Below are 20,543 nucleotides of genomic sequence, written 5' to 3' on the forward strand. Positions count from 1 at the left end.
TGGCTCATAATTACGAGTGTTCTTTAATCTCTTAAAGTACAATAATAATAGACAGTTTGTATGAAAATATTTGTAAAACAGGAAAGCAAGATCGGATATAGAGAAGGCTAATTTCTCGTATGGATCTTATTAATTAAATAATAATTCAAAATATTCTAACTGTCAATTCGTTTTTTACTATTTTCTCTACATACTTTACACATTTTACAAATCCCCTTACTTTCCCCACACCCTCTTTTTTTCGTCTCTTGTTTTACAACTTGAACTTCATTTAACTTTTTCATAGTTCTTGCCTCCTCAATAAAATAAGCCAGTCGTATCTCTTTAAAAGAAATACAACTGGCTCTCGTTTATGGTTGTAAACTAGACAGTTTTTATGGTGTTGTTTCCTCGTACTCTCCCCTGGGCTGTTCATCATTTAAATAACTTACGTATTGGCGATGTAAATCTTTTACCGCACTGACGATAGCATTTTGCGCTTTTCCTTGATAATGTTCCATAATATCTTGAACAATTTCTTCAATACCATCTTGCAAACTATGTCCTCTCAACATTTGAGCGACGAAGTCTCTACCATGCTCTGTCGCAAGCGTACATGACGCTTCAATAATGACATGATATTTATGATCTGCCTCAATTGTAATTGTTAGTGTTTCATACATACTGCGAACAGCCATCCCTTTCGGAAGTCTCGAGTGTCCTGCCATAAAAAATGTCCCTTTACGCATATTTCATCCTCCGTTACTATGTTTTTTATCACTTATACTTGATCTACGTATACTGTCTTTATTCTCGTGTAAAATTCTTTCGCCGCTTTTCCTTGTTCACGTGGTCCAGCACTAGAGTTTTTCATTCCGCCAAACGGAACTTGTGGTTCTGCTCCGGCAGTTTCTGAATTCACATGAACCATTCCTACTTCCATATCATCAATAAACCTTTGCGATAAACTTAAATTATTCGTACAAATCGATGCACTTAGTCCGTATTCTGTATCGTTCGCTAAAGAAACTGCTTCTTCATAACTATTCACTTTAAATAAACATATAACTGGGCCGAAAATCTCTTCTTTTGCAATCCGTGCATCTTTATCGACATTTTCAAAAATGGTCGGTAAAACATAACACCCTCGCTGCAGTTCAGCTTCGTCCGGCACGCTGCCTCCATAAAGTAAAGAAGCCTCTCCTTTTCCTACTTCAATCATTGATAAAATAGATTGCTGCTGACCCTTGGAAACACATGGCCCCATAAATGTATCCGGTTCTAGCGGGTTCCCAACTGTAAGAGCTTCCGTGCGCTGCAATAGTCGACCCTTGAACGCTTCATAAATGTCCTCTTCGACTATTACTCTACTTGTTGCGGTACATTTTTGCCCTGTTGACATAAACGCACCTTTTATCGCAATATTTACCGCCTTTTCAATATCGGCATCTTTTAATACAACTAACGGATTTTTTCCGCCCATTTCTAATTGGACTTTTTTCCTAGTTTCAATCGCTGCTTTCTGAATAATATTTCCAACGTGATTAGAACCAGTAAAGGATACCGCTTTTATATCCGGATTTCCCGTTAATTCAGCTCCAACTTCAGAGCCTTTGCCGAACACACAATTTATAACACCTGCTGGAATGCCAGCCTCATGAAAAGCATTTACAAGATGGTACACAGATTTTGGCGTAACTTCAGCCGGCTTAATGACAATTGTATTTCCGTAAATTAGTGCCGGCACCATTTTCCACGCTGGAATCGCAATTGGAAAGTTCCATGGCGTAATTAATCCAACTGGTCCTACTGCTACACGTTTACTGTAAAGCATTGTACTTTCATTAGCAGACGGGATGAGCTCTCCGATCGGCTGATTTGCTTCCCCGGCATAATATTCAAGAATGCTAATCGCTCGCTTCGTCTCTCCTATTCCTTCCGCAATCGTCTTTCCTTCTTCGCTTGTTACATCTAGACCAATTTCATTTACCTTTTCTTTTAAAATAGCTGCCGCTTTCCATAAATAACTTGCTCTTTCTTGAAACGATAACTTTTGCCATTTATGAAACGCTTCTTTCGCTGATGCGATTGCTACTCGTGTATCTTCTACTGAACTAAACGGGAATTCATCTAGCACTTCCCCGTTATGCGGATTATAATTTTTAACGTATGCATTCGTAGAAGGTTCTCTCCACTCACCGTTTATATAATTGAAAAACCTCATTCCCCTGCCCCCACCATTTTTATTTTGATAGTTTCGCAATAGCAGCTTCTAAAATAGTAAGCCCTTCTTCAAGCTGTTCATCTGTTATAACGAGAGGCGGCAAGAAGCGAAGTACATTACTATAAATACCAGCGCTTATCGTAATGACCCCTTTACTATGCGTTTCCTTCATAATCGCTTTAACCTCTTCTGCTGCTGGCTCTTTCGTCTCTTTATCCTTCACAAGCTCGATTGCAGTCATAGCGCCAAGGCCCCTGACATCACCAATTAGTTCGTATTTATCTTTCCAGCTATTAAACACTTCCATCATGCGTGCACCAATTTCTACAGCACGCTTTACTAAATTCTCTTCTTCTATTACATCTAAAACAGCTAATGCAGCCACGCAAGCAGACGGGCTCCCTGAAAAAGTACCGCCTAATTGACCTGGCCCGGGTGCATCCATCAAATCCGCTCTTCCTGTTATTGCGCTAAGCGGCATTCCAGCAGCGATAGATTTTGAAAATGTCATTAAATCAGGAGCTACGCCGAAATGATCCATTGCAAATAAGCTTCCCGTACGAGCAAAACCAGTTTGAATTTCATCCGCAATCATAATGATTCCATACTTATCACAAATATTTCGGACACCTCGCATGAACGTAGTCGTCGGAACGATAAACCCGCCTTCTCCTTGAAGTGGCTCCAAAATAATTGCAGCGATATTATCACTTGCTACTTCCTCTAACATAAAGCGTTCGAAATACGCTAAAATTTGCGCGTCTACTTCTTCTGGCGTCAGTCCTTCTTCAGCGCGGTAATAGTACGGATATGGTAATTTGTATACTTCTGATGCAAACGGTCCAAATCCATGCTTGTACGGTTTCACTTTACTTGTCAGTGACATCGTCAAAAGTGTACGCCCGTGATATGCACGCTCAAACGAAACAATCGCGCTTCTTCCCATTGCTTTTCTAGCAATCTTCACCGCATTTTCTACTGCTTCAGCACCGCTATTCGCAAACATCGTTTTTTTCTTAAAATCTCCTGGTGTTAACTCATTCAGTCTTTCAGCTAATGCAATATAACTTTCATACGGCGCTACGTGAAAACAACTATGAATAGAAGATTCCACTTGATCTTGAATCGCCTTTACTACTTTTGGATGACAATGCCCGACGTTTTGCATACCAATTCCGCCCGCAAAGTCGATTAACTCATTGCCATCCACATCTGTAATAATCGCGCCCTTTGCTGATTGCACATACAACTCTGTAATATTGTAAGGCCCTTCTGGCACCGCATTTTTTCTTCTTTCATGTAATATGCTAGATTTTGTAGTTGTAATATCCTTCTTCTCTTTCAACATGGAACATACCCCTTTTCTTATTCTTTCTCTATGCTAACTTCCGAATCTTTTATAATCGTAAAATTATTCAACTTTTGCTTATCGAACTTTCTAACTCTTAGAAAATAACTTATTATTACTAGGGCCGTAGCTAGTAACGTCATGTAAAACTGCATACGCATATCGGCTATAAATGCTTGTGAAACAAATATCGTAATAATCATTAAAAGCGTTGCATATGTGAGATAAGGGAATAACCACATTTTCACTTTCAGCTTTCCAGCCCCTTCTCTTTCCCTTTCTCGTCTTAACCTGACATGTGAAACGGCAACGAACATATACATCAGCATCGTTACCCCGCCTGAACTATTCGCTAAAAATGCGAACAGTTTATCAGGAGATATAAATTTCAACATCGCGCAAATAAATGCAAATACGATGCTTGCATATATCGCTACAACCGGTGTCCCTCTACTATTTAACCGTGAGAAACTAGCCGGAGCATCACCTTTTTTAGCAAGTGAAAATAGCATACGCGAACTCGTATATATACCTGAATTCATAACGGAAAGTAGCGATAGAAATACAACACCATTCATAATTTCTGCGGCTGCAGGTACTCCTGCCATATTAAATAAACTTGCATACGGAAGTTTTAATAACTCCTTATCCGTCCACGGAATAAACATAACTAAAATTGTTACCGACCCTACGAAGAAAAGCATAAGTCGCCATACTACACTATTAATAGCTCTTATAACATTCTTCTCTGGATCTTCCGATTCCCCGGCTGCAATAGCGGCTACTTCGCTTCCCGATAAAGAGAAAGAAATAAACACAACGCTCAGTAAGACAGGGACAATTCCATTCGGGAAGAACCCACCGTGTTCCGTAATAATAGCAAGACTCGGTCTCTCCACCCCTGGAACAAGTCCAAAAAACATAGAAATTCCTAAAATTAAAAACGCAACAATCGCAATAACTTTAATAAATGCTAACCAATATTCAAACTCACCGTACAATTTTACTGAATATACATTCGTCATCGTCATTAAAAGGACCATACATAAACTCGCCAGCCATGCTGGAACCGAAGGGAACCAATTGTTAATCATCACGCCTAAAAGCACCGCTTCGATTGCGATAATAATGACCCAGTTAAACCAATATAACCAACCAATCGTATACCCTGCCCACGGCCCAATTGCTTTGTTCGCATACGTTGCGAAAGAACCGCTATCAGGATTTTCTGCTGCCATCTCTCCTAACATCCGCATCACGAGCACAACCATTAAAGCGCCGATAATATAGGACAAAATCGCTGCTGGACCCGTCGATTGAATAATCGTTCCACTTCCTACAAACAAACCGCCCCCGATAACCCCGCCAATCGAAATCATTGTTATATGCCGAGTTTTTAAATCCTTCTGTAACTCCTTTTTCTCTTTAGCCAAACAATTCACCAGCCCCTCCATTAGCGTGAACGTACACCATATTTCATTGATAACGCTTTCTTAAAATCCCCTCCTACTTTAAATAAAAAAATAAAAAGAGCCAGAAAAACAACGCATACAACTGCATTGAATTTTACTGCCCCTATCCTTATGGCTCGTCCTCCTGCTAAGGAAGTTCAAGTGGAAAGAAGTGTTGTTCCTCTATTCATTTTCAAAAAAGCATTCGGGCTTACAGAGAGGCTAATCACTGTCATCCGATAATAAGTTAATCATAATACAAGTAGACTGAATATTCAATGTTCACTTTCGCAAATTTCATGAATAAAAAAAGAAAATTCTCCCGCCCCGGCACATATACTGTTCAAAAGAAAAAAAGGAAGTGGTCTCATGTATTACGGAACAAAGGGCTGGTACGTAGCTGAGCTTAAAAAATTAGGTGTTCGTTATTTGGAAGGACGGAAGCTAGAAAGCTACCGCGGACACGTCTTGCGCAATTTACTAACCGAGCATCAAGAGAAAATCAAAGAAAAGTAATTCACTAACAAAATGATATTGACCGATTCTCTTAATATATCAACGATTTTTCAAATATATCGACTTACCGACAAATCACAACAAACCAGCCCCCTATTCAACCAACTAAATGAATAGTCAAAGCTGAATCTACCAATCCATTCCACACCATAAAATTGTACACATAGTGATGCAAACCACAAATCAAAAAAGGTCACCCAAGCGGGTGACCTTCATTTCCTATTCACAAACAAGAATTTGTCTAGAGAATGTTCCTTTTTTTGCGACGCCACGATCTGTAATTTCGAATCCGGCTTCATGAATCATGTCGTCCATTGTTTCCATCGTTACAACGACTACTTTTTTTGCAATGCGGCGCGCACTTGAGAGAATTGAGAGTTGATCTTCTGGTGTTGCGTGCGTAAATAGATCGTACGGCATATCGATAATTGCGACGTCGTAGTTCTCAGTAAGTTCTTCAATTGGGCCTTTTGTTACTGTTCCTTCAAACCCGAAATGTGCGATGTTTTTTCTCGTTCCAAGAACCACAAGTGGATTTATATCTCTACCGACGATGTTAATCCCCATAGAAAGTGCTTCTACTACTACTGTTCCAATGCCGCAGCACGGATCAATTGCTCGTACTCCCTCTGGATTTGGTACAGCGATATTTGCGACAGCTCTAGCAACACGTGTGCTCAGTGATGTCGAATAGCTATGCGGTTTTTTTATGTGCTGATACCAAACCGGATCACTTTCTACATAGTGTCCGAAGTACCAACGTCCTCCAAGAGGAACAATCCCGAATGCACGCTCTGGATTACGAACGTCTGCTTCTCCTTCAATATGCATGCCGAGGTCTCGCTCAATAAGACGTCTTTCTCCATATTCAATTTTATTCTCTCCAACAAGGTCATTAATTTTAACGAAGATGACTTTGAACGTCGCTCCCGCCAAGTCAATTTGTTCCACTTGTTTCAAGATACTTTCTAAGTCGTCTCCTTCATACATAACTTCAACTCGCTCTTTAATAAACGGACTTCTGCTTGGATCAATTTTGACATCACTTTTCAAAATGTTAACGTGAGACTCCATTCCGAACAATGAACGCATTTCCAAGTAGCATAAAGAACGCTCATCCTCACGAAATGCATACGTATATATACATGCAGGTGTTTTACTATAATTACTCAATCTATTATCATCCTTTATCGTTTAAAATTGTTATGATCACAATTACTCGAATACCTTTTTGCGTAAAATTAAATGATATCACATGCCCGAAATAAAGAGAAACCTTTATAATTCATTTATTGAACTACCCCATTTACCTTCTTGACAAACTTATTCTGTTACCTCGTAGCAAATCTTTAACAAGAAGAACCTTTAGGATTCTGCCTAACCGCCATTCATCTCTCACCTACTCATCGAACCATGTCCTATCCATTCCTTGAGGTGGGAGTCTTCTGTCAGGAACTGATAAATTAAAAGAGACTGCCTCTCGGCAATCTCTTTCATATTTACATTCTAAAGTTATCTCTATTATTAACGGTAAGAAGATACGTCTTTACCTTGCCATTCATAGTAATCTAGAATGCCAGCATAAATTGCTTCTGCTGCGCGTTGTCTCCATTTTTCTGAAGATAGTTTTTCACCTTCGCCTTTCGCATCGATGAAACCTAATTCAGTTAAAATAGCAGGCATTGTATTATATTTAACTACATAGAAGTCATCTGTTTTTACACCTCTATCATTTGATTGAAGTGCGTTCACTAGACGTTTTTGTACTTTTTCTGCTAGTACACGGCTTTCTTCTGAGTTTGGATTTGGTGCTGATCTATAGTAGTATGTTTCCGTTCCTTCTACTTGGTTATTGTAGCCATTTGCATGGATACTTACGAAAATATCACCGTTATTTTCTTGCGCAAATTCTACACGTTTCTTTAAAGAATCACTAGCAGTATTTCCGGGTCTTGTATCATTGTTACGTGTTAATAAAACAGTGAATGGAGTCTTTTGTTCAAATAATTTTTGCACGCGTAAAGATGTATCTAGTACAATAGCACTTTCATCCATGTTTACACCACCATGTCCAGGATCAACCCCACCATGCCCCGGATCAATAATAATTGCTTTTCCTTCTAAGAAATTCTCTTGCTTCACTGGATTTAATTGATTTTTATCAACCCATTGGAAGCCAGCGCCCATGCGAATACGAATCCAGCTACCATTTTCTTCAATAACAGTTACTTTTTGTGCATTATATGTACCTAGCACTTTAGACCCATGTGAAGCTTGTTCGTATGCAGTAAATCCTTCATTAATCACATCTGTTTTCTCTGTTAAAGGTGTCCACTTGTCACCTTTACTTGTTGCAATCTTCATCCAGCCATCCGTTCTTTGCTCTTTCACTTCAATCATTTGTGGTTGATGTTGAGTGTCAGTAATACCAGATGATAATGATGCTTGATGATATGTAATAAAGTTTCTATTCATATACATTCTTTTCGATGTATTTGTTTTATTTTTATCTGCCATTGCGATAAACTGAGCTGCTTCAGCACGGCTTACAGTACCATCAGGATTCCAGCCATTTCCTGTACCCATTGAAATCTCTAAAGCTACTAAAATATTAGCTTTTTCCTTACCCCAATGCTTTTCCAAATCTTTAAATTGTGTTGGAAGTTCTCCAATAATTTTCTTATCTAATGAATATGCTTGTACAAGCATAGCCGCCATAGATGCACGGTTAATTTGGCTTGATGGCTTGAAATTCCCAGTACCATCTCCACTAACTACACCTGCTTTTTCTACTGCAGCAATATATGGTGCTGCCCAATGATTTTGTGAATCTTTAAAAGATGGTTTCGCTTTTGGATCAATTTGTAAACCAAGAACGGTCGCCAATAACTTTGCAGCTGATCCTCTGTCTACTGCTTCAAATGGAGCGAATGTTCCATCTGGTTTTCCATCAAGCGCATTTTTCCCTACTAAATAATCAACTGATTCTTGCGCCCATGTAGGAACATCCGAAAACTTCTTCGCTGCTGCGAAACTACTAACTGGAGACGATAATAAACTTGCGGCTAAAATACCTGCCGCGACTGCACGATACTTCATAAATAATAATACTCCTCTCGAAAATCAACGTTCAAAAACGCTAAATCTTAATATATAAATTATGGCAAAAATGAACAAAAAAAATTAGTGCGCCTCTATCATTTTATAATACTAGAATTCTGTAGTAAACCTACTTTCTTAATATTGTAAAATAAAATACAATTAAAGTAGCTTTTATACACAAAAAAGTGGCTGATTCATAGAATCAACCACCCTCTCACTATTCTACTATCATTTCTGATAACACATATGCATAAACAAGTGCTTCTGTATGGGCAATCGAGCTTTCATGCGTACGTTCAAATGCATGAGAAGAGTCAATACCAGCTCCAATTAATGCATGTTTCACATCAAATCCAGCGCGAATCGCAGCTGATGCATCTGATCCGTAATATGGATAAATATCCACTTTATATTCAATAGCGTTCGCTTTCGCCAGTTCAACTAAATGTTTACGTAAAGCGTAATGGTATGGACCACTAGAGTCTTTCGCACAGATGGATACTGTATATTCATCAGATGCTTGCCCATCACCTAACGCTCCCATATCAACTGCTAAATATTCTACCGTTTCTTCTGGAATATTTGAGTTTCCACCGTACCCAATTTCTTCATTATTAGAAATTAAGAAATGTGTTGTATATGGTAATGTTACCTTTTCATCTTGCAATCTTTTAATTAATTTCAATAGAATTGCTACACTTACTTTATCGTCTAAATGACGTGATTTTATGTATCCACTCTTTGTAATTTGAACGCGTGGATCAAATGAAACGAAGTCTCCTACTTCAATTCCTAACCCACGTACTTCATCTGCTGAAAACACACGCTCATCGATACGAACTTCAATATTTTTCTCATCGCGCTTCGCTTCTCCTGCATCTTTGTACACATGGACAGAAGTTTGATGCATTAAAATTGTACCTGTATACTTCTTACCACTTGACGTTTCAATTTCGCAATATTCCCCTTCTACAGAGTTCCAGCGAAATCCACCAATCATAGATAGACGAAGACGACCGTCAGGCTTAATTTCTTTCACCATCGCACCTAACGTATCAACGTGTCCAGTTAATAAACGATGCTGCTCATCGTTCTTCCCTTTAACCGTTAAAATAAGAGCACCTTTATTATTACGCTTCGTCTCTACATTCCACTCACTTACATAGTTTTCAATAAAATTAATAATTTTCGCCGTGTTTCCAGATGGACTTGGAATAGAGACAAGCTCTTTAATTAATTCCATCGTTTCTTTTGCATGATGTGCCATTGTCGTTTTCCTCCTCATTCTCTCTACTATTCAGTATACAAAATTTACTATAAAACCTCTACTAATATAGTTTAATTTTCTAAATTGTAATAAAATTCACTTTACCATAATCTTAATGACAAAAAAAGCACAGCATTAACGCTGTGCTTTTTCTATAAAGTGAAACTTTAATCAGTGGGGGTTTTGTCCATCCCCCACTTATTATTAGCCTTCACCAATCGGGCGTTTACGGGCAGCAGGGCTCCCACCTAACTCCCTCGCATTCGCCGAATTTTGAGGTGGGGGTCTTACTGCCCACAAATAGCGGGATAAAACTACTCTTCCGAAACGTCCATCAAATAAATCCCTCTTGTAAACCCGCCTCGCTCTTCTTCTTTCTGCTTACGAATAAGCTCTACATCTTCAATTGTTGCACCTTCTGCACGTGCTAATGAAATAATAACTTCAAGTGCATCTGCAAGTGAATCTAGCGCATGCTCACGCTCTTTCATCGAAGCAAATTCACGAATTTCTTCTGTACCAATTTTCGCTAACGCTTGTATGTAAGCTTGTCCTGTTAATTTTTGTGCTGTATATGTTTTTCCAGACATTAAAATTTTCTCCGGGACACGATCTCTTACTAACCTGTTATAAGTTGACATCACTTACCCTCCTACTTTTAATAACACCCGAGCTCTGCTTTATAGAAAAACCACTCTTTTTTCACACAAGCACTTAACATATCAATTCCTGATCCGTGCGCTCTTACTACCGGAAAGAAGTAATGCTCTGGTTCTTCTTTCTTATCGCCGTACAAGGTTTGATACTCATCAGGAATCGCCTCTTTTTTCACATCCCGTTCTTTCTTCACTTCACCAGAGAAAGCAACAGTTGGGTGTCCCTCAAAGAATAATGCAGTCCGTACCGCAAGAGATGGTGTACTATGCAAAGCATAATATGTAAGTAAAATAATAACGATAACACCGATAATTTTCTTCATTTATTACTCCTAAAAAAAGCGCTAACACAATTATACTAAAATGTGTTAGCACTTTCTTCACTTTATCTCGAATTAACGGGCAGTAAAACTAATAATCCGCGGATGATAAACAAAACCCCACGGATTCAAGTTTGACTTTATTCCCCTTTAAATGCTGGTAAACGTTTTTCTAGAAAAGCAGCAATACCTTCTTTATGATCCGCTGTTTGTCTCATCGCATATTGACCACGTTTTTCGAGCTGAAGCGTTTGTTCTAAATTAGAACGATTTACTTCACATAAAATTTGTTTCGTCTGAATCATCGCCTTGATTGGTTTTTGTAACCATTCATTAATTTTTTGCTTCACAGCCGTTTGGAAATCCTCACCGATTACTTCATCAATTAAACCGATATCTAGTGCTTCTGTCGCTGATAATTTCTTCCCTTCCCAAATGATTTGCTTCGTCATATTTTCACCGACGCGCTTTTGAAGGAAGAAATGGCCACCACCATCTGGAATTAAAGCGATTCCAATAAAGTTCATCGCAATAACTGATGATATATCTGCCATGACATAATCAGCTGTTAATGCAATACTTAATCCAAGTCCAGCAGTTGGCCCATGAATTGCACTAATAACAAGCTTTGGCATCGTATATAACGTCACAACGATTTCAGAAATTGTATTCATGATGCCTTCAAACTTACTTTCATCATTACTTGAAAGCATTGATTTAATATCTCCACCCGCAGAAAAACCACGGCCACTTCCGCATAACACAACAACGTGAACAGAACTTTCCGCCACTTCTTTCAACTTTTGTAATAACTCTTTTAACGTTGGTTCATCTAATGCATTTAAAACCTCTGGGCGATTGACCATAACCGTTGCTACGCGCCCTTCATATTTCACAACAACAGATTCTGTTTTACTTGTTACTTCCATTATATATACCCCTCTTTTCACATAAAGATTATACTTATATAATTATAGAAAGCATATTAAAAATCCTTCTTTTTTCTTAATTTTCTGTCTAATAACCTCATAATTTGTATATATCTCCGTATAAAACATACAATTTCGTTAAAAAATATAGAAATTAAAGTCGGTTTATCCATGCTTTTCATCTATTTACCATTACAATGAAATGGTGTATTCTTAAGTTTGATGCAAAAAAATAAATATTGAAATTCATTCGCCTTATTATGTAAATAAGGCTTTTATCCCCATCTCTTGGGTATTGAACTAAAGGAATGAAGAAATGGAGGAATATATGGTTAATAAGTTGAAACAAACGGATAACTACTTCCCGCATTTCCTATTGCTATTCATTGTGTTTCAACCAATTTTAGATTTATTAACGTCTTTTTCAATCTATGTATTACACATGAGCGCAACAGTTGGAATCGTAGTCCGTTTCGCCTTTATGCTTCTTGCATTAGGTTATCTACTTCTTCATAGAAAACAACATGGGGCGAAAAAGTACATTCTCTATTTATGCCTACTCGGGATCGTACTAGCAATTGGTCTTGCAAATAATATGATGATTAAATCTCCAGTTTCATTTGGCGAAGAAGTGAAATTTATTTTAAAGAGCATATATCCAATTGTGCTACTGTTTGGATATATTATCGTCTTTAAAGAATTAAAAAATAAAGAATATACGTTTCATAAAATCATTACATATTTCTTATATACAACTTTAATTTTAAGCATCACACTGATTGTTGCAATGCAAACGGGTACAGATTTCCCAAGCTATCCTCACTCAAAGATCGGTTCAAGAGGTTGGTTCTTTGCTGGAAATGATTTAAGTTCTATTTTTGCAATTATGTTCCCAATCGTAGTGTTATATTCGATTCATAAAACAACTTCTTTCTCGAAAATCTATTACTGGATTCCAACAATACTCGCCATGTATGCAAGTATTATGGTCGGAACGAAAGTAGGGTATGGTGCAATTGTTCTAACGCTTGGCGTAGCACTTTTATTCTCATTCATTGAATATATGATTCATCGCAAAAAAGAAGGAAAAGGATTCACATATCTCATAAATACAGTTGTTGCCGCTATTGTACTAGGAGGTTTAATTGCCCTTACACCGCATACTCCTATCGCAAAAAATATGGGCATCCACATGCAAATATACGAATACAAAAAATCAGTACAAGAAGAAAAGGATAGAAAAGAAGGAAAAGTAATTAAAGAAGATCCAGACGCAGAGAAAAGACACGCAAAAGGTGAACTAACAGACTCTGAGGTCAAAAGTTTAATTTACAGTGATCGCGATAAGTTTTTAAAAGTATACAAACAATACTATAAAGACGCACCACTATCACAAAAATTATTCGGAATGGGCTATGCTGGTAACTATACGGTTAAAATTAAATTAATCGAAATGGACTTCCACGATCTATTCTTTGCATTCGGAATCGTCGGTTTCCTTATTTACTTAATACCGCTTCTATACTTCGGTATTAAATTATTCATTCGCATCATAACAAACTTCAAGAAAATATTAACTGTGAAATATATGCTATTAGCTAGCGCCATTGTACTATCGCTTGGAATCGGCTTTATGTCCGGCCACGTATTAACAGCGCCGTCCGTTAGTATTTTCTTCGTCGTTATACTCGCTTACTTAATTGTTGATTTAGAGGCGGAATAAAAGAAGCAGCATCCATTTGGATGCTGCTTCTTCTTTTGAACGTAATACATGAAATTATATTAACAATTCTACAGAAGATATCGATTTACCGACAAAGTTTGATAAAGCAGCAATCTATAAAAAAAGACCAGATCACATATGATCTAGCCTTTCAAGCTTCCCCTATTGAAAAGATGCATGAATCTGCTCCAACACCTCATCAATATTATCCTTCGTAATCACAATACCGAAATCTTTCGGGACATTACTATCCTCTTCATTCACAACTTTATGCGCAATCAACTTTCCAACTTCCGGTCTGAAATGATGCCCATCCATATAGTTATCTAAATTCGTTGTAACGGAATTTAGATACATGAAATGATGAACTTCTCCAAATACATCTACAGCGTCATAAAGCCATCTTTTATAATCTTCCCATCGCCCTGATTGAATCATCGTACGGAACAGAGGCTCTGAAACAGGCGTTGTAAAAATATAAAACTTCGTGTTCGGATTATGAGCCTTTACTGTTCCTAATATTTCTTTCATATTTTGATACTCATAATTCCCGCCGTAAATCTCTCTACTAAACTTATCGACTTGCGACGCTACTTGTGCATCGCGTTCTTCTTTCGTATAGTCGCGCATCGATTTTATATTCTCTCGGTTATACCGATCAATAGCCGTATTATGATGGATAGAGTTTTCAATTGTATTCTTTGAATAAGTAATCCCGTCCATACTCACATACGATTTAATCGGGTACAATAAACTTTGTGCCTGATTAATATACACTTCCGGTTTATCAAAGCCGATTTCTCTATTTTTGTTCGTTCCAAGAAAATCTAAACCGAGTACAATTGACGATAATTCACTACCTTTTTGTTCTTTTGCATATTCAATATATGCATCATACTCACGCGGATCTGTACTGCTGACCGCATAATTAAATGCGTTTAACCCGGTGAAGTCATTCTCGTTAATAAAAGTCGTTCTACTACTTCCAAGTATAACTCCATCATATGTAAACGGACGGTATGTTATATAATTTGTTTTCTGCTGTCTCTCGTTAAACCCGTACTGAACATCATTCCACTTATTTTTATGCGGGAATAACCAAAGAGAATCTATATAGCTATTAAATATCCCGACACCTGCCAGAGGAACAAAAACACATACAAAAACGACAATAAGCCAATGTTTGTTTTTCATATTCTCCACCTAGAAATTAAAGTATAAAAACTCACTAATACTCGTTAAATGTAACACGCTATATACGAGCAATACTGCAGTAAATAAAGCAGTCCATACATTCGGACGGAATGAGTCTTTTAACTGAATTGAATTTTTTAAGAAGAAACTAATACATAACGCTCCGAAAATATACGCTACCATTTTCGGATCTAATAAAGAGACATGGTACCCTTCTGTAAATGAAACACCGTACTCTTTTAAAAATTGCAGCTTCTCTATTATAAATGCCGGGAATACACTATTTGCTAATTCGATTCCATTTAGTCCGAACATTCCTTTTAACACTTTCACCGCATCATGCATCGATGTTGCCCTAAAGAATACCCACGTTATATTAATGAAGAAAAACGTAACGAGCCAACCAGCAAAGGCTGGCATGCGGCCTCCTGCTTTACTCCATAAGCGATGAATAACAGAAGCCGCGCCGTGCAAGAATCCCCAAAAAACAAATGTCCAACCAGCTCCATGCCAAAGTCCACTTATTAAAAATACAATCATAATATTTACGTATGTACGCGTAATTCCTTTTCGATTTCCTCCTAGAGAAATGTATACGTACTTCGTTAAAAACTGGCTAAGCGTCATATGCCAACGATGCCAAAAATCTTGTATATTCACTGCTTTATACGGTGAATTAAAGTTTTGAGGTAATTTAATATTAAACATTAAAGCGATTCCAATTGCCATATCACTATATCCACTAAAATCAAAATACAATTGGAACGTAAACGCTAACGACGAAAGCCACGCTTCGACAAATGTTAATGATTGCTGCACATCAAACCCTTCATGTACAAGGGGTGATAATACATCTGCAATACCTACCTTTTTGAAAATACCAACTGCAAATACGAATATACCAAGAACGATATACTTCGATTGCCAGCGCTTTTTACTACTATCCGCAAACTGCGGCATAATTTGCGCATGATGCACAATCGGCCCTGCAATAAGCTGCGGGAAAAACGTTACAAACAATGCGTAATCAAGAAAATGACATGCCTTCGTTTCCCCGCGATACGTATCTACTAAAAATGCGATCTTTTGAAACGTATAGAAACTAATCGCGAGCGGTAACGTTAATGATAATAATGTAAAATGAGTTCCAATTAATGCATTAACATTTTGTAAGAAAAAATCATAATACTTGAAATAACTAAGCATCCCAATATTAAATATTAATCCTACTGTTAAAAGAAATTTACTCTTATGTTTTACGAGCCTCATTCCGATAAAGTAGTTCACAATGAGCGACACTAACATAAGCGGTAAATATTTCACATTCCAATAACTATAGAAAAATAAAGAGGCCGCAACGAGCCAAGCTTTCGCTAATGTAGCATGTCCAAATTTATTTAATAGAAAATATAAAAGAAATGCTATCGGTAAAAATAAAAAAATAAACTCAAATGAGTTAAATAACATACCATCTCTTCCCTTCCAAACAAATCACACCTTATTCATCTTATCTTATCCAAATAGTGAGTGTCAAAAGGATTCCGCTCCCCTTTTCTTCTATTATATAGGATAATTATTTCAATCGAATTATTAACATGCTAAAATATTAAAGGCGCTATTATATAAAGTGAAACTTTAATCAGTGGGGGTGTTTTGTCCATCCCCCCACTGATTATTAGCCCACACCAATCGGGCAGTTACGGGCAGTTATCTCCCACCTAACTTCCTCGCATTCACCAAATTTTAAGATGGGAGTCTTACTGCCCGTTACTGCGGGATAAAAAAATATATAATAGATATGTCGGTTTTTTGCACGAAATGTATTTTGAAAAAAGTGAGGAGAGTCCTTTGGTATTTAGTAGTTCTGTTTTCTTATTTATCTTTTTACCTCTCGTATTATTTTTCTATTTTATAGTGCGTGCCGAGCTACGTAATTTCGTATTACTTGCATTTAGTTTAATTTTCTATGCATGGGGAGAACCACGATTCGTTCTCTTAATGCTCTTTTCTATTGTATTAAACTACTGCTTCGGCCTACTCGTGCATCATTATGATAAACGAAAAAATATGAAAGTCACATTTTTAATTATGGCTGTGGTCGGGAATATTTTATTACTTTCTTATTTTAAATATATTTCATTTTTCACAGACATTTTAAATCAAACATTACACTTATCTATTCATGTGGAACCTATTCCACTACCAATTGGAATTTCATTCTATACGTTCCAAGCGATGTCATACGTCATCGATATATACCGTAAAGATGGAGATGTTCAAAAGAATCCACTTAACTTAGCGTTATATATATCAATTTTCCCGCAGCTTATTGCCGGACCAATCGTTCGTTACAATATCGTTGCTGAGCAAATTAAAACGCGCATCCATTCTTTTGAACGATTTACAGAAGGTATTCAAATTTTCGTCTTAGGACTAGCAAAAAAAATGTTAATCGCCAACCAAGTTGGATTTGTCGCAGATAAAATATTCGCCTTACCGCCATCTGAAATGAGCGTTGGAACGGCTTGGATCGGTATTATCGCCTATACGCTTCAAATTTATTTCGATTTCTCAGGATACTCTGATATGGCAATTGGAATTGGGAAAATGTTCGGATTTGATTTCCCAAAAAACTTCAATTCTCCGTACATCTCGAAATCCATTTCAGAATTTTGGAGAAGATGGCATATTACACTAGGCTCTTGGTTCCGCGACTATATATACATTCCGCTCGGCGGAAACCGTGTTTCAAAACTAGCAAATTACCGTAACCTCTTCATCGTATGGGGATTAACCGGTTTATGGCACGGGGCAAGCTGGACATTTATCGCTTGGGGATTATATTACGGCTTTATTATTTCCATTGAAAAAGCTGGTTTTGAGAAAATATTAAATAAGCTATGGAAGCCGCTGCAACATGCATATGTACTAATCATCATTATGATCGGTTGGGTCTTCTTCCGAGCTGATAACTTCGCCTACTCGTTCCAATATTTAAAAGCGATGTTTGGCATAGAGAGGCAATCTTTCATCGATGACAACACAATGCTATATATACATGAATACATTGTCATATTTATCATTGCCTTTATCGCAGCGACACCAATTTTGAAACGTGTTAAAAACATATTAGAACTTGCACCCAAAACGTATATATTCACGATGCAAGTTGTACGTCCTATATTATTGCTAACATTATTTATGGTTTCGATTATGTATTTAATTAATTCGACGTATAATCCATTTATTTACTTCAGGTTTTAACTTATGTAGGAAGGAAAAGTTATTATGAAAAAATTGGGGAACATCGTCCTATTTATCGGTTTTCTCACCATTATCTTTTCATTTGGCATATTATCGCTTCTCAAAACTGACCGAGCAGTTTCGCCCGTTGAAAATCGTCCGCTCGCTCAAAAACCAGCTCTTACAAAAGAAGCTCTCGCAAATGGTAGTTTCTTTAAAGACTTTGAGACATATACAAACGATCAATTAATCGGAAGAGATGATCTCATAAAAAACTATACACTTACCCAAATTAAAATGGGCAAGTCCCTCATTAACGATATTATTCTAACTGATGATAAATGGCTTCTAAAAAACCCAGCTTGGACTACAAAATATAATGAGATTGACCAAGCTATGCCAGCTGTAAAAGACTTATCTCAGTTTTTAAAAGAACAAAACATTGAGTTTTACTTTGCCTTACCACCGTCCAAAACGAATGCATTATCATTTAAATTACCTTCTCATATTCATACATATGCACAGGAAAATTTAAATTATTTTCTAAATAAACTTCCAGCGGACGTAAAGCCAATTAAACTCATGGAACATTTTAAGAAAAACTATACAAATGAAGAAATACAAAGTATGTACTTCAAAACAGACCATCACTGGAATATGGATGGTGCCTTCTTAGGCTATCAATATATAATGAACACAATCGCGCAACAATCTTCTATATATAAAGGAAAAGAAATAAAAAAAGAAGATTACACTCGTACGTGCGCTCCTAATAAACATCTAGTCGGAAGCTTTAATAACCAGCTATACCAACTAATCGATGCGACTGGAGAAAAACTATGCTACTACACACCGAAAGACGGTTTCAACTTTACGAGCGTAGCCGCAAAAGATGTAAATGGCACTGTATATCGCACACTAGATGAACTATATGGCGTAGAAAAACAGAATGATACAACATCATATGCAGGCTATTACACAAACGACTATCCAGAAATCGTTATCGAAAATAACAATGCACCAAATGATGTACGAGCTTTAGTCCTAAAAGACTCATTCGCAAATGCAATCGTGCCTCACTTAGCACAAAGCTTCAAACACACATCCATCCTCGACCTCCGTCACTATCACGAAAAGGATGTATATCAATACATTAAAGACAACAATATTAACATGGTATTGTTTGTGTATAGTGATTCGAATTTGAGTGGTGATATGTTTAAGTTTAAACAATAAAAGAAGCCTCTTGTAAACAATTTACAAGAGGCTTCTTCTTATTTATTCCGCTATTTGTGGGAAATAATAAATTAAACTATTATGGGTTTCGACATTGTTATTATTTCACTTGTACCTTCTCTTTTTTTATCACTACCTTCAACTACAAAAAGGAGAAAGAGCTAGGAAATTTCCCTCTACCTCTCTAAAACTAAGATTACATCCCTCTTTTTATAGACTCTTTTGCATGTAAGTCACTAATAATATGTTTGGATGCTCTTGAAATTTGTTCTCGTAATTCCTCTACCCTTTTCCCTAAAGTTTCTTGCATATCTTCTTTTTGTTCTATTTGGTTGATTGCCATGCTATATAGTGTCCCTGGCGTCCAACCTCCATCTACACTCCCAATACTTGGTTGGTTTACTTGTTGTACAAACGAATCGATCTTTGGATCATATGAAATGCCAATCATAGGAGTATTAGCAACTGCCGCTAATATAAGAGCATGGAGTCTCATTCCGATTAGCAAGGAGCATTCTGATAAAATAGAGATTTTTTCATGAATATCCATTTTATAAGGGAGCATGTGTGCTTCTTCTCCCATCAAATTAATGATTTCCCTTGATGCATTTTGATCAAATGGACCATGCATCGGTACAAATAAAATATGATATCCCTCTTGCTTAAGTCTTTTTAGCGTGCCTGCTAACTTCTTCATATAATTTTCTTTTGCATCCCAGTACCGTACACTAACCGCAACAACTTTCCCTTGTAAAGAATGTTCTTGCAGCCAATTGGTCTTCTTTTTTTCTGGTATACAAGCTAATACTGGATCTGGAACAAGTTCGATGTCTTTCTTAATACCAATTTCTTTTAAGTACAAAAAAGAGTCTTCATCACGCACTGATATATATTCAGACTTTGATATATGCCATTTCACCAATAAACGATTTCGCTTCTTCGTAATAGGCCCGATTCCTTGGGCATAAATATAATACGGCTTTTTCAACAAAAGAGCCAACCGCATAATACCTGTATAATATAGAATACTTCTTATACTCGTCTTATCTTGCAAGAGGCTACCGCCTCCACTAATTAAACCATTACTTTTCTTTATTTCTCGGTAAATCGCTCTTATATCCCAACGATTTACCGCCTCTACACCGTACATTTCCCTTGTATAGTCGGGGTCATTAGAAAGTACAACAAGCTCAAGAGTAGGATCCTCTTCATGCAGCGCTTTAATAATTGATTGTAAAATTGCTTCGTCCCCAACATTATAAAAACCATAATATCCTGATAAAACTAACCGCACTCTTAGCCTCCTCCAACGTTTCACAATCAACTCTTTTTGTAATTAAACAAATTGCTATTAA

Annotated in this window: 17 protein-coding genes and 1 pseudogene; 4 read left to right on the forward strand and 14 right to left on the reverse strand. The window is 37.1% G+C overall.

Annotated elements, in window-relative coordinates; translation table 11 throughout:
- Nucleotides 1-155: 155 nt before the first annotated feature.
- From MR071_RS25490 to MR071_RS15980, 5 genes are all read right to left on the reverse strand, one after another.
- The gene (locus MR071_RS25490) at nucleotides 156-284 is read right to left on the reverse strand and encodes a hypothetical protein (protein WP_255834269.1); all 129 of its coding nucleotides are present in this window, start codon (nucleotides 282-284) and stop codon (nucleotides 156-158) included.
- 90 nt (nucleotides 285-374) lie between these two features.
- Complete coding sequence (locus MR071_RS15965) at nucleotides 375-728, reverse strand: DUF3870 domain-containing protein (RefSeq protein WP_242236864.1); 354 nt, start codon at nucleotides 726-728, stop codon at nucleotides 375-377.
- A gap of 32 nt (nucleotides 729-760) precedes the next feature.
- Complete coding sequence (locus MR071_RS15970; protein ID WP_242236868.1) at nucleotides 761-2,203, reverse strand: aldehyde dehydrogenase family protein; 1,443 nt, start codon at nucleotides 2,201-2,203, stop codon at nucleotides 761-763.
- A gap of 19 nt (nucleotides 2,204-2,222) precedes the next feature.
- A complete protein-coding gene (gabT, locus tag MR071_RS15975) occupies nucleotides 2,223-3,551 on the reverse strand; it encodes a 4-aminobutyrate--2-oxoglutarate transaminase (RefSeq protein ID WP_242236870.1) in 1,329 nt (442 codons plus the stop codon).
- A gap of 17 nt (nucleotides 3,552-3,568) precedes the next feature.
- Nucleotides 3,569-4,993, reverse strand: a complete 1,425-nt coding sequence (locus MR071_RS15980) for an amino acid permease (RefSeq protein ID WP_242236873.1) — start codon at nucleotides 4,991-4,993, stop codon at nucleotides 3,569-3,571.
- Nucleotides 4,994-5,301: 308 nt separating this feature from the next.
- On the opposite strand from MR071_RS15980, the pseudogene MR071_RS15985 reads away from it, so the two are divergent.
- Nucleotides 5,302-5,518, forward strand: a pseudogene (locus MR071_RS15985) (YflJ family protein).
- A 219-nt stretch (nucleotides 5,519-5,737) separates the two neighbouring features.
- On the opposite strand, the gene MR071_RS15990 reads toward MR071_RS15985, so the two are convergent.
- From MR071_RS15990 to MR071_RS16015, 6 genes are all read right to left on the reverse strand, one after another.
- Nucleotides 5,738-6,691, reverse strand: coding sequence for a TRM11 family SAM-dependent methyltransferase (locus MR071_RS15990; RefSeq protein WP_242236876.1), 954 nt, complete (start codon nucleotides 6,689-6,691; stop codon nucleotides 5,738-5,740).
- 351 nt (nucleotides 6,692-7,042) lie between these two features.
- Nucleotides 7,043-8,617, reverse strand: a complete 1,575-nt coding sequence (locus MR071_RS15995; RefSeq protein ID WP_242236880.1) for an N-acetylmuramoyl-L-alanine amidase — start codon at nucleotides 8,615-8,617, stop codon at nucleotides 7,043-7,045.
- Between the two features lie 220 nt (nucleotides 8,618-8,837).
- Nucleotides 8,838-9,887 carry a M42 family metallopeptidase gene (locus tag MR071_RS16000; RefSeq protein ID WP_242236882.1) on the reverse strand — a complete coding sequence of 350 codons (1,050 nt, stop codon included), beginning with the start codon at nucleotides 9,885-9,887 and terminating at the stop codon, nucleotides 8,838-8,840.
- Between the two features lie 314 nt (nucleotides 9,888-10,201).
- A complete protein-coding gene (locus MR071_RS16005) occupies nucleotides 10,202-10,528 on the reverse strand; it encodes a nucleoside triphosphate pyrophosphohydrolase (RefSeq protein WP_242236885.1) in 327 nt (108 codons plus the stop codon).
- A gap of 17 nt (nucleotides 10,529-10,545) precedes the next feature.
- The gene (locus MR071_RS16010) at nucleotides 10,546-10,866 is read right to left on the reverse strand and encodes a hypothetical protein (RefSeq protein WP_016103859.1); all 321 of its coding nucleotides are present in this window, start codon (nucleotides 10,864-10,866) and stop codon (nucleotides 10,546-10,548) included.
- A 137-nt stretch (nucleotides 10,867-11,003) separates the two neighbouring features.
- Complete coding sequence (locus MR071_RS16015) at nucleotides 11,004-11,792, reverse strand: enoyl-CoA hydratase (RefSeq protein WP_105585733.1); 789 nt, start codon at nucleotides 11,790-11,792, stop codon at nucleotides 11,004-11,006.
- Between the two features lie 328 nt (nucleotides 11,793-12,120).
- Between MR071_RS16015 and MR071_RS16020 the strand changes: the two genes are divergently transcribed.
- Nucleotides 12,121-13,515: an O-antigen ligase family protein gene (locus MR071_RS16020; RefSeq protein WP_242236888.1), complete on the forward strand. Its 1,395-nt coding sequence runs from the start codon at nucleotides 12,121-12,123 to the stop codon at nucleotides 13,513-13,515.
- A gap of 162 nt (nucleotides 13,516-13,677) precedes the next feature.
- On the opposite strand, the gene MR071_RS16025 is transcribed toward MR071_RS16020, so the two are convergent.
- Nucleotides 13,678-14,709 (reverse strand): hypothetical protein, encoded by a 1,032-nt coding sequence (locus MR071_RS16025; RefSeq protein ID WP_242236891.1) that lies wholly within the window; start codon nucleotides 14,707-14,709, stop codon nucleotides 13,678-13,680.
- Nucleotides 14,710-14,718: 9 nt separating this feature from the next.
- Nucleotides 14,719-16,176 carry an MBOAT family O-acyltransferase gene (locus tag MR071_RS16030; RefSeq protein ID WP_242236894.1) on the reverse strand — a complete coding sequence of 486 codons (1,458 nt, stop codon included), beginning with the start codon at nucleotides 16,174-16,176 and terminating at the stop codon, nucleotides 14,719-14,721.
- A 381-nt stretch (nucleotides 16,177-16,557) separates the two neighbouring features.
- On the opposite strand from MR071_RS16030, the gene MR071_RS16035 reads away from it, so the two are divergent.
- Entirely contained in the window at nucleotides 16,558-17,973 is a 1,416-nt protein-coding gene (locus tag MR071_RS16035; RefSeq protein WP_242236897.1) for an MBOAT family O-acyltransferase, read from the forward strand.
- A gap of 24 nt (nucleotides 17,974-17,997) precedes the next feature.
- On the forward strand, nucleotides 17,998-19,188 hold the full coding sequence (gene patB1 / locus MR071_RS16040; protein WP_242236899.1) for a secondary cell wall polysaccharide O-acetyltransferase PatB1: 1,191 nt from the start codon (nucleotides 17,998-18,000) through the stop codon (nucleotides 19,186-19,188).
- A gap of 196 nt (nucleotides 19,189-19,384) precedes the next feature.
- Here patB1 and csaB read toward each other — a convergent pair whose 3' ends face one another.
- Complete coding sequence (csaB, locus tag MR071_RS16045; protein WP_242236902.1) at nucleotides 19,385-20,482, reverse strand: polysaccharide pyruvyl transferase CsaB; 1,098 nt, start codon at nucleotides 20,480-20,482, stop codon at nucleotides 19,385-19,387.
- Nucleotides 20,483-20,543: the final 61 nt, after the last annotated feature.

Origin of the sequence: Bacillus cereus group sp. BfR-BA-01316, from assembly GCF_022664195.1 — a bacterium.
Classification (GTDB): domain Bacteria; phylum Bacillota; class Bacilli; order Bacillales; family Bacillaceae_G; genus Bacillus_A.

Coding starts and splice junctions, on each gene's coding strand:
- MR071_RS15965 (WP_242236864.1), bottom strand. CDS start 728: ATGCGTAAAGGGACATTTTTTATGGCAGGACACTCGAGACTTCCGAAA.
- MR071_RS25490 (WP_255834269.1), bottom strand. CDS start 284: ATGAAAAAGTTAAATGAAGTTCAAGTTGTAAAACAAGAGACGAAAAAA.
- MR071_RS16025 (WP_242236891.1), bottom strand. CDS start 14,709: ATGAAAAACAAACATTGGCTTATTGTCGTTTTTGTATGTGTTTTTGTT.
- MR071_RS16030 (WP_242236894.1), bottom strand. CDS start 16,176: ATGTTATTTAACTCATTTGAGTTTATTTTTTTATTTTTACCGATAGCA.
- MR071_RS16000 (WP_242236882.1), bottom strand. CDS start 9,887: ATGGCACATCATGCAAAAGAAACGATGGAATTAATTAAAGAGCTTGTC.
- MR071_RS16020 (WP_242236888.1), top strand. CDS start 12,121: ATGGTTAATAAGTTGAAACAAACGGATAACTACTTCCCGCATTTCCTA.
- MR071_RS16015 (WP_105585733.1), bottom strand. CDS start 11,792: ATGGAAGTAACAAGTAAAACAGAATCTGTTGTTGTGAAATATGAAGGG.
- gabT (WP_242236870.1), bottom strand. CDS start 3,551: ATGTTGAAAGAGAAGAAGGATATTACAACTACAAAATCTAGCATATTA.
- MR071_RS16010 (WP_016103859.1), bottom strand. CDS start 10,866: ATGAAGAAAATTATCGGTGTTATCGTTATTATTTTACTTACATATTAT.
- patB1 (WP_242236899.1), top strand. CDS start 17,998: ATGAAAAAATTGGGGAACATCGTCCTATTTATCGGTTTTCTCACCATT.
- MR071_RS15970 (WP_242236868.1), bottom strand. CDS start 2,203: ATGAGGTTTTTCAATTATATAAACGGTGAGTGGAGAGAACCTTCTACG.
- MR071_RS15995 (WP_242236880.1), bottom strand. CDS start 8,617: ATGAAGTATCGTGCAGTCGCGGCAGGTATTTTAGCCGCAAGTTTATTA.
- MR071_RS16005 (WP_242236885.1), bottom strand. CDS start 10,528: ATGTCAACTTATAACAGGTTAGTAAGAGATCGTGTCCCGGAGAAAATT.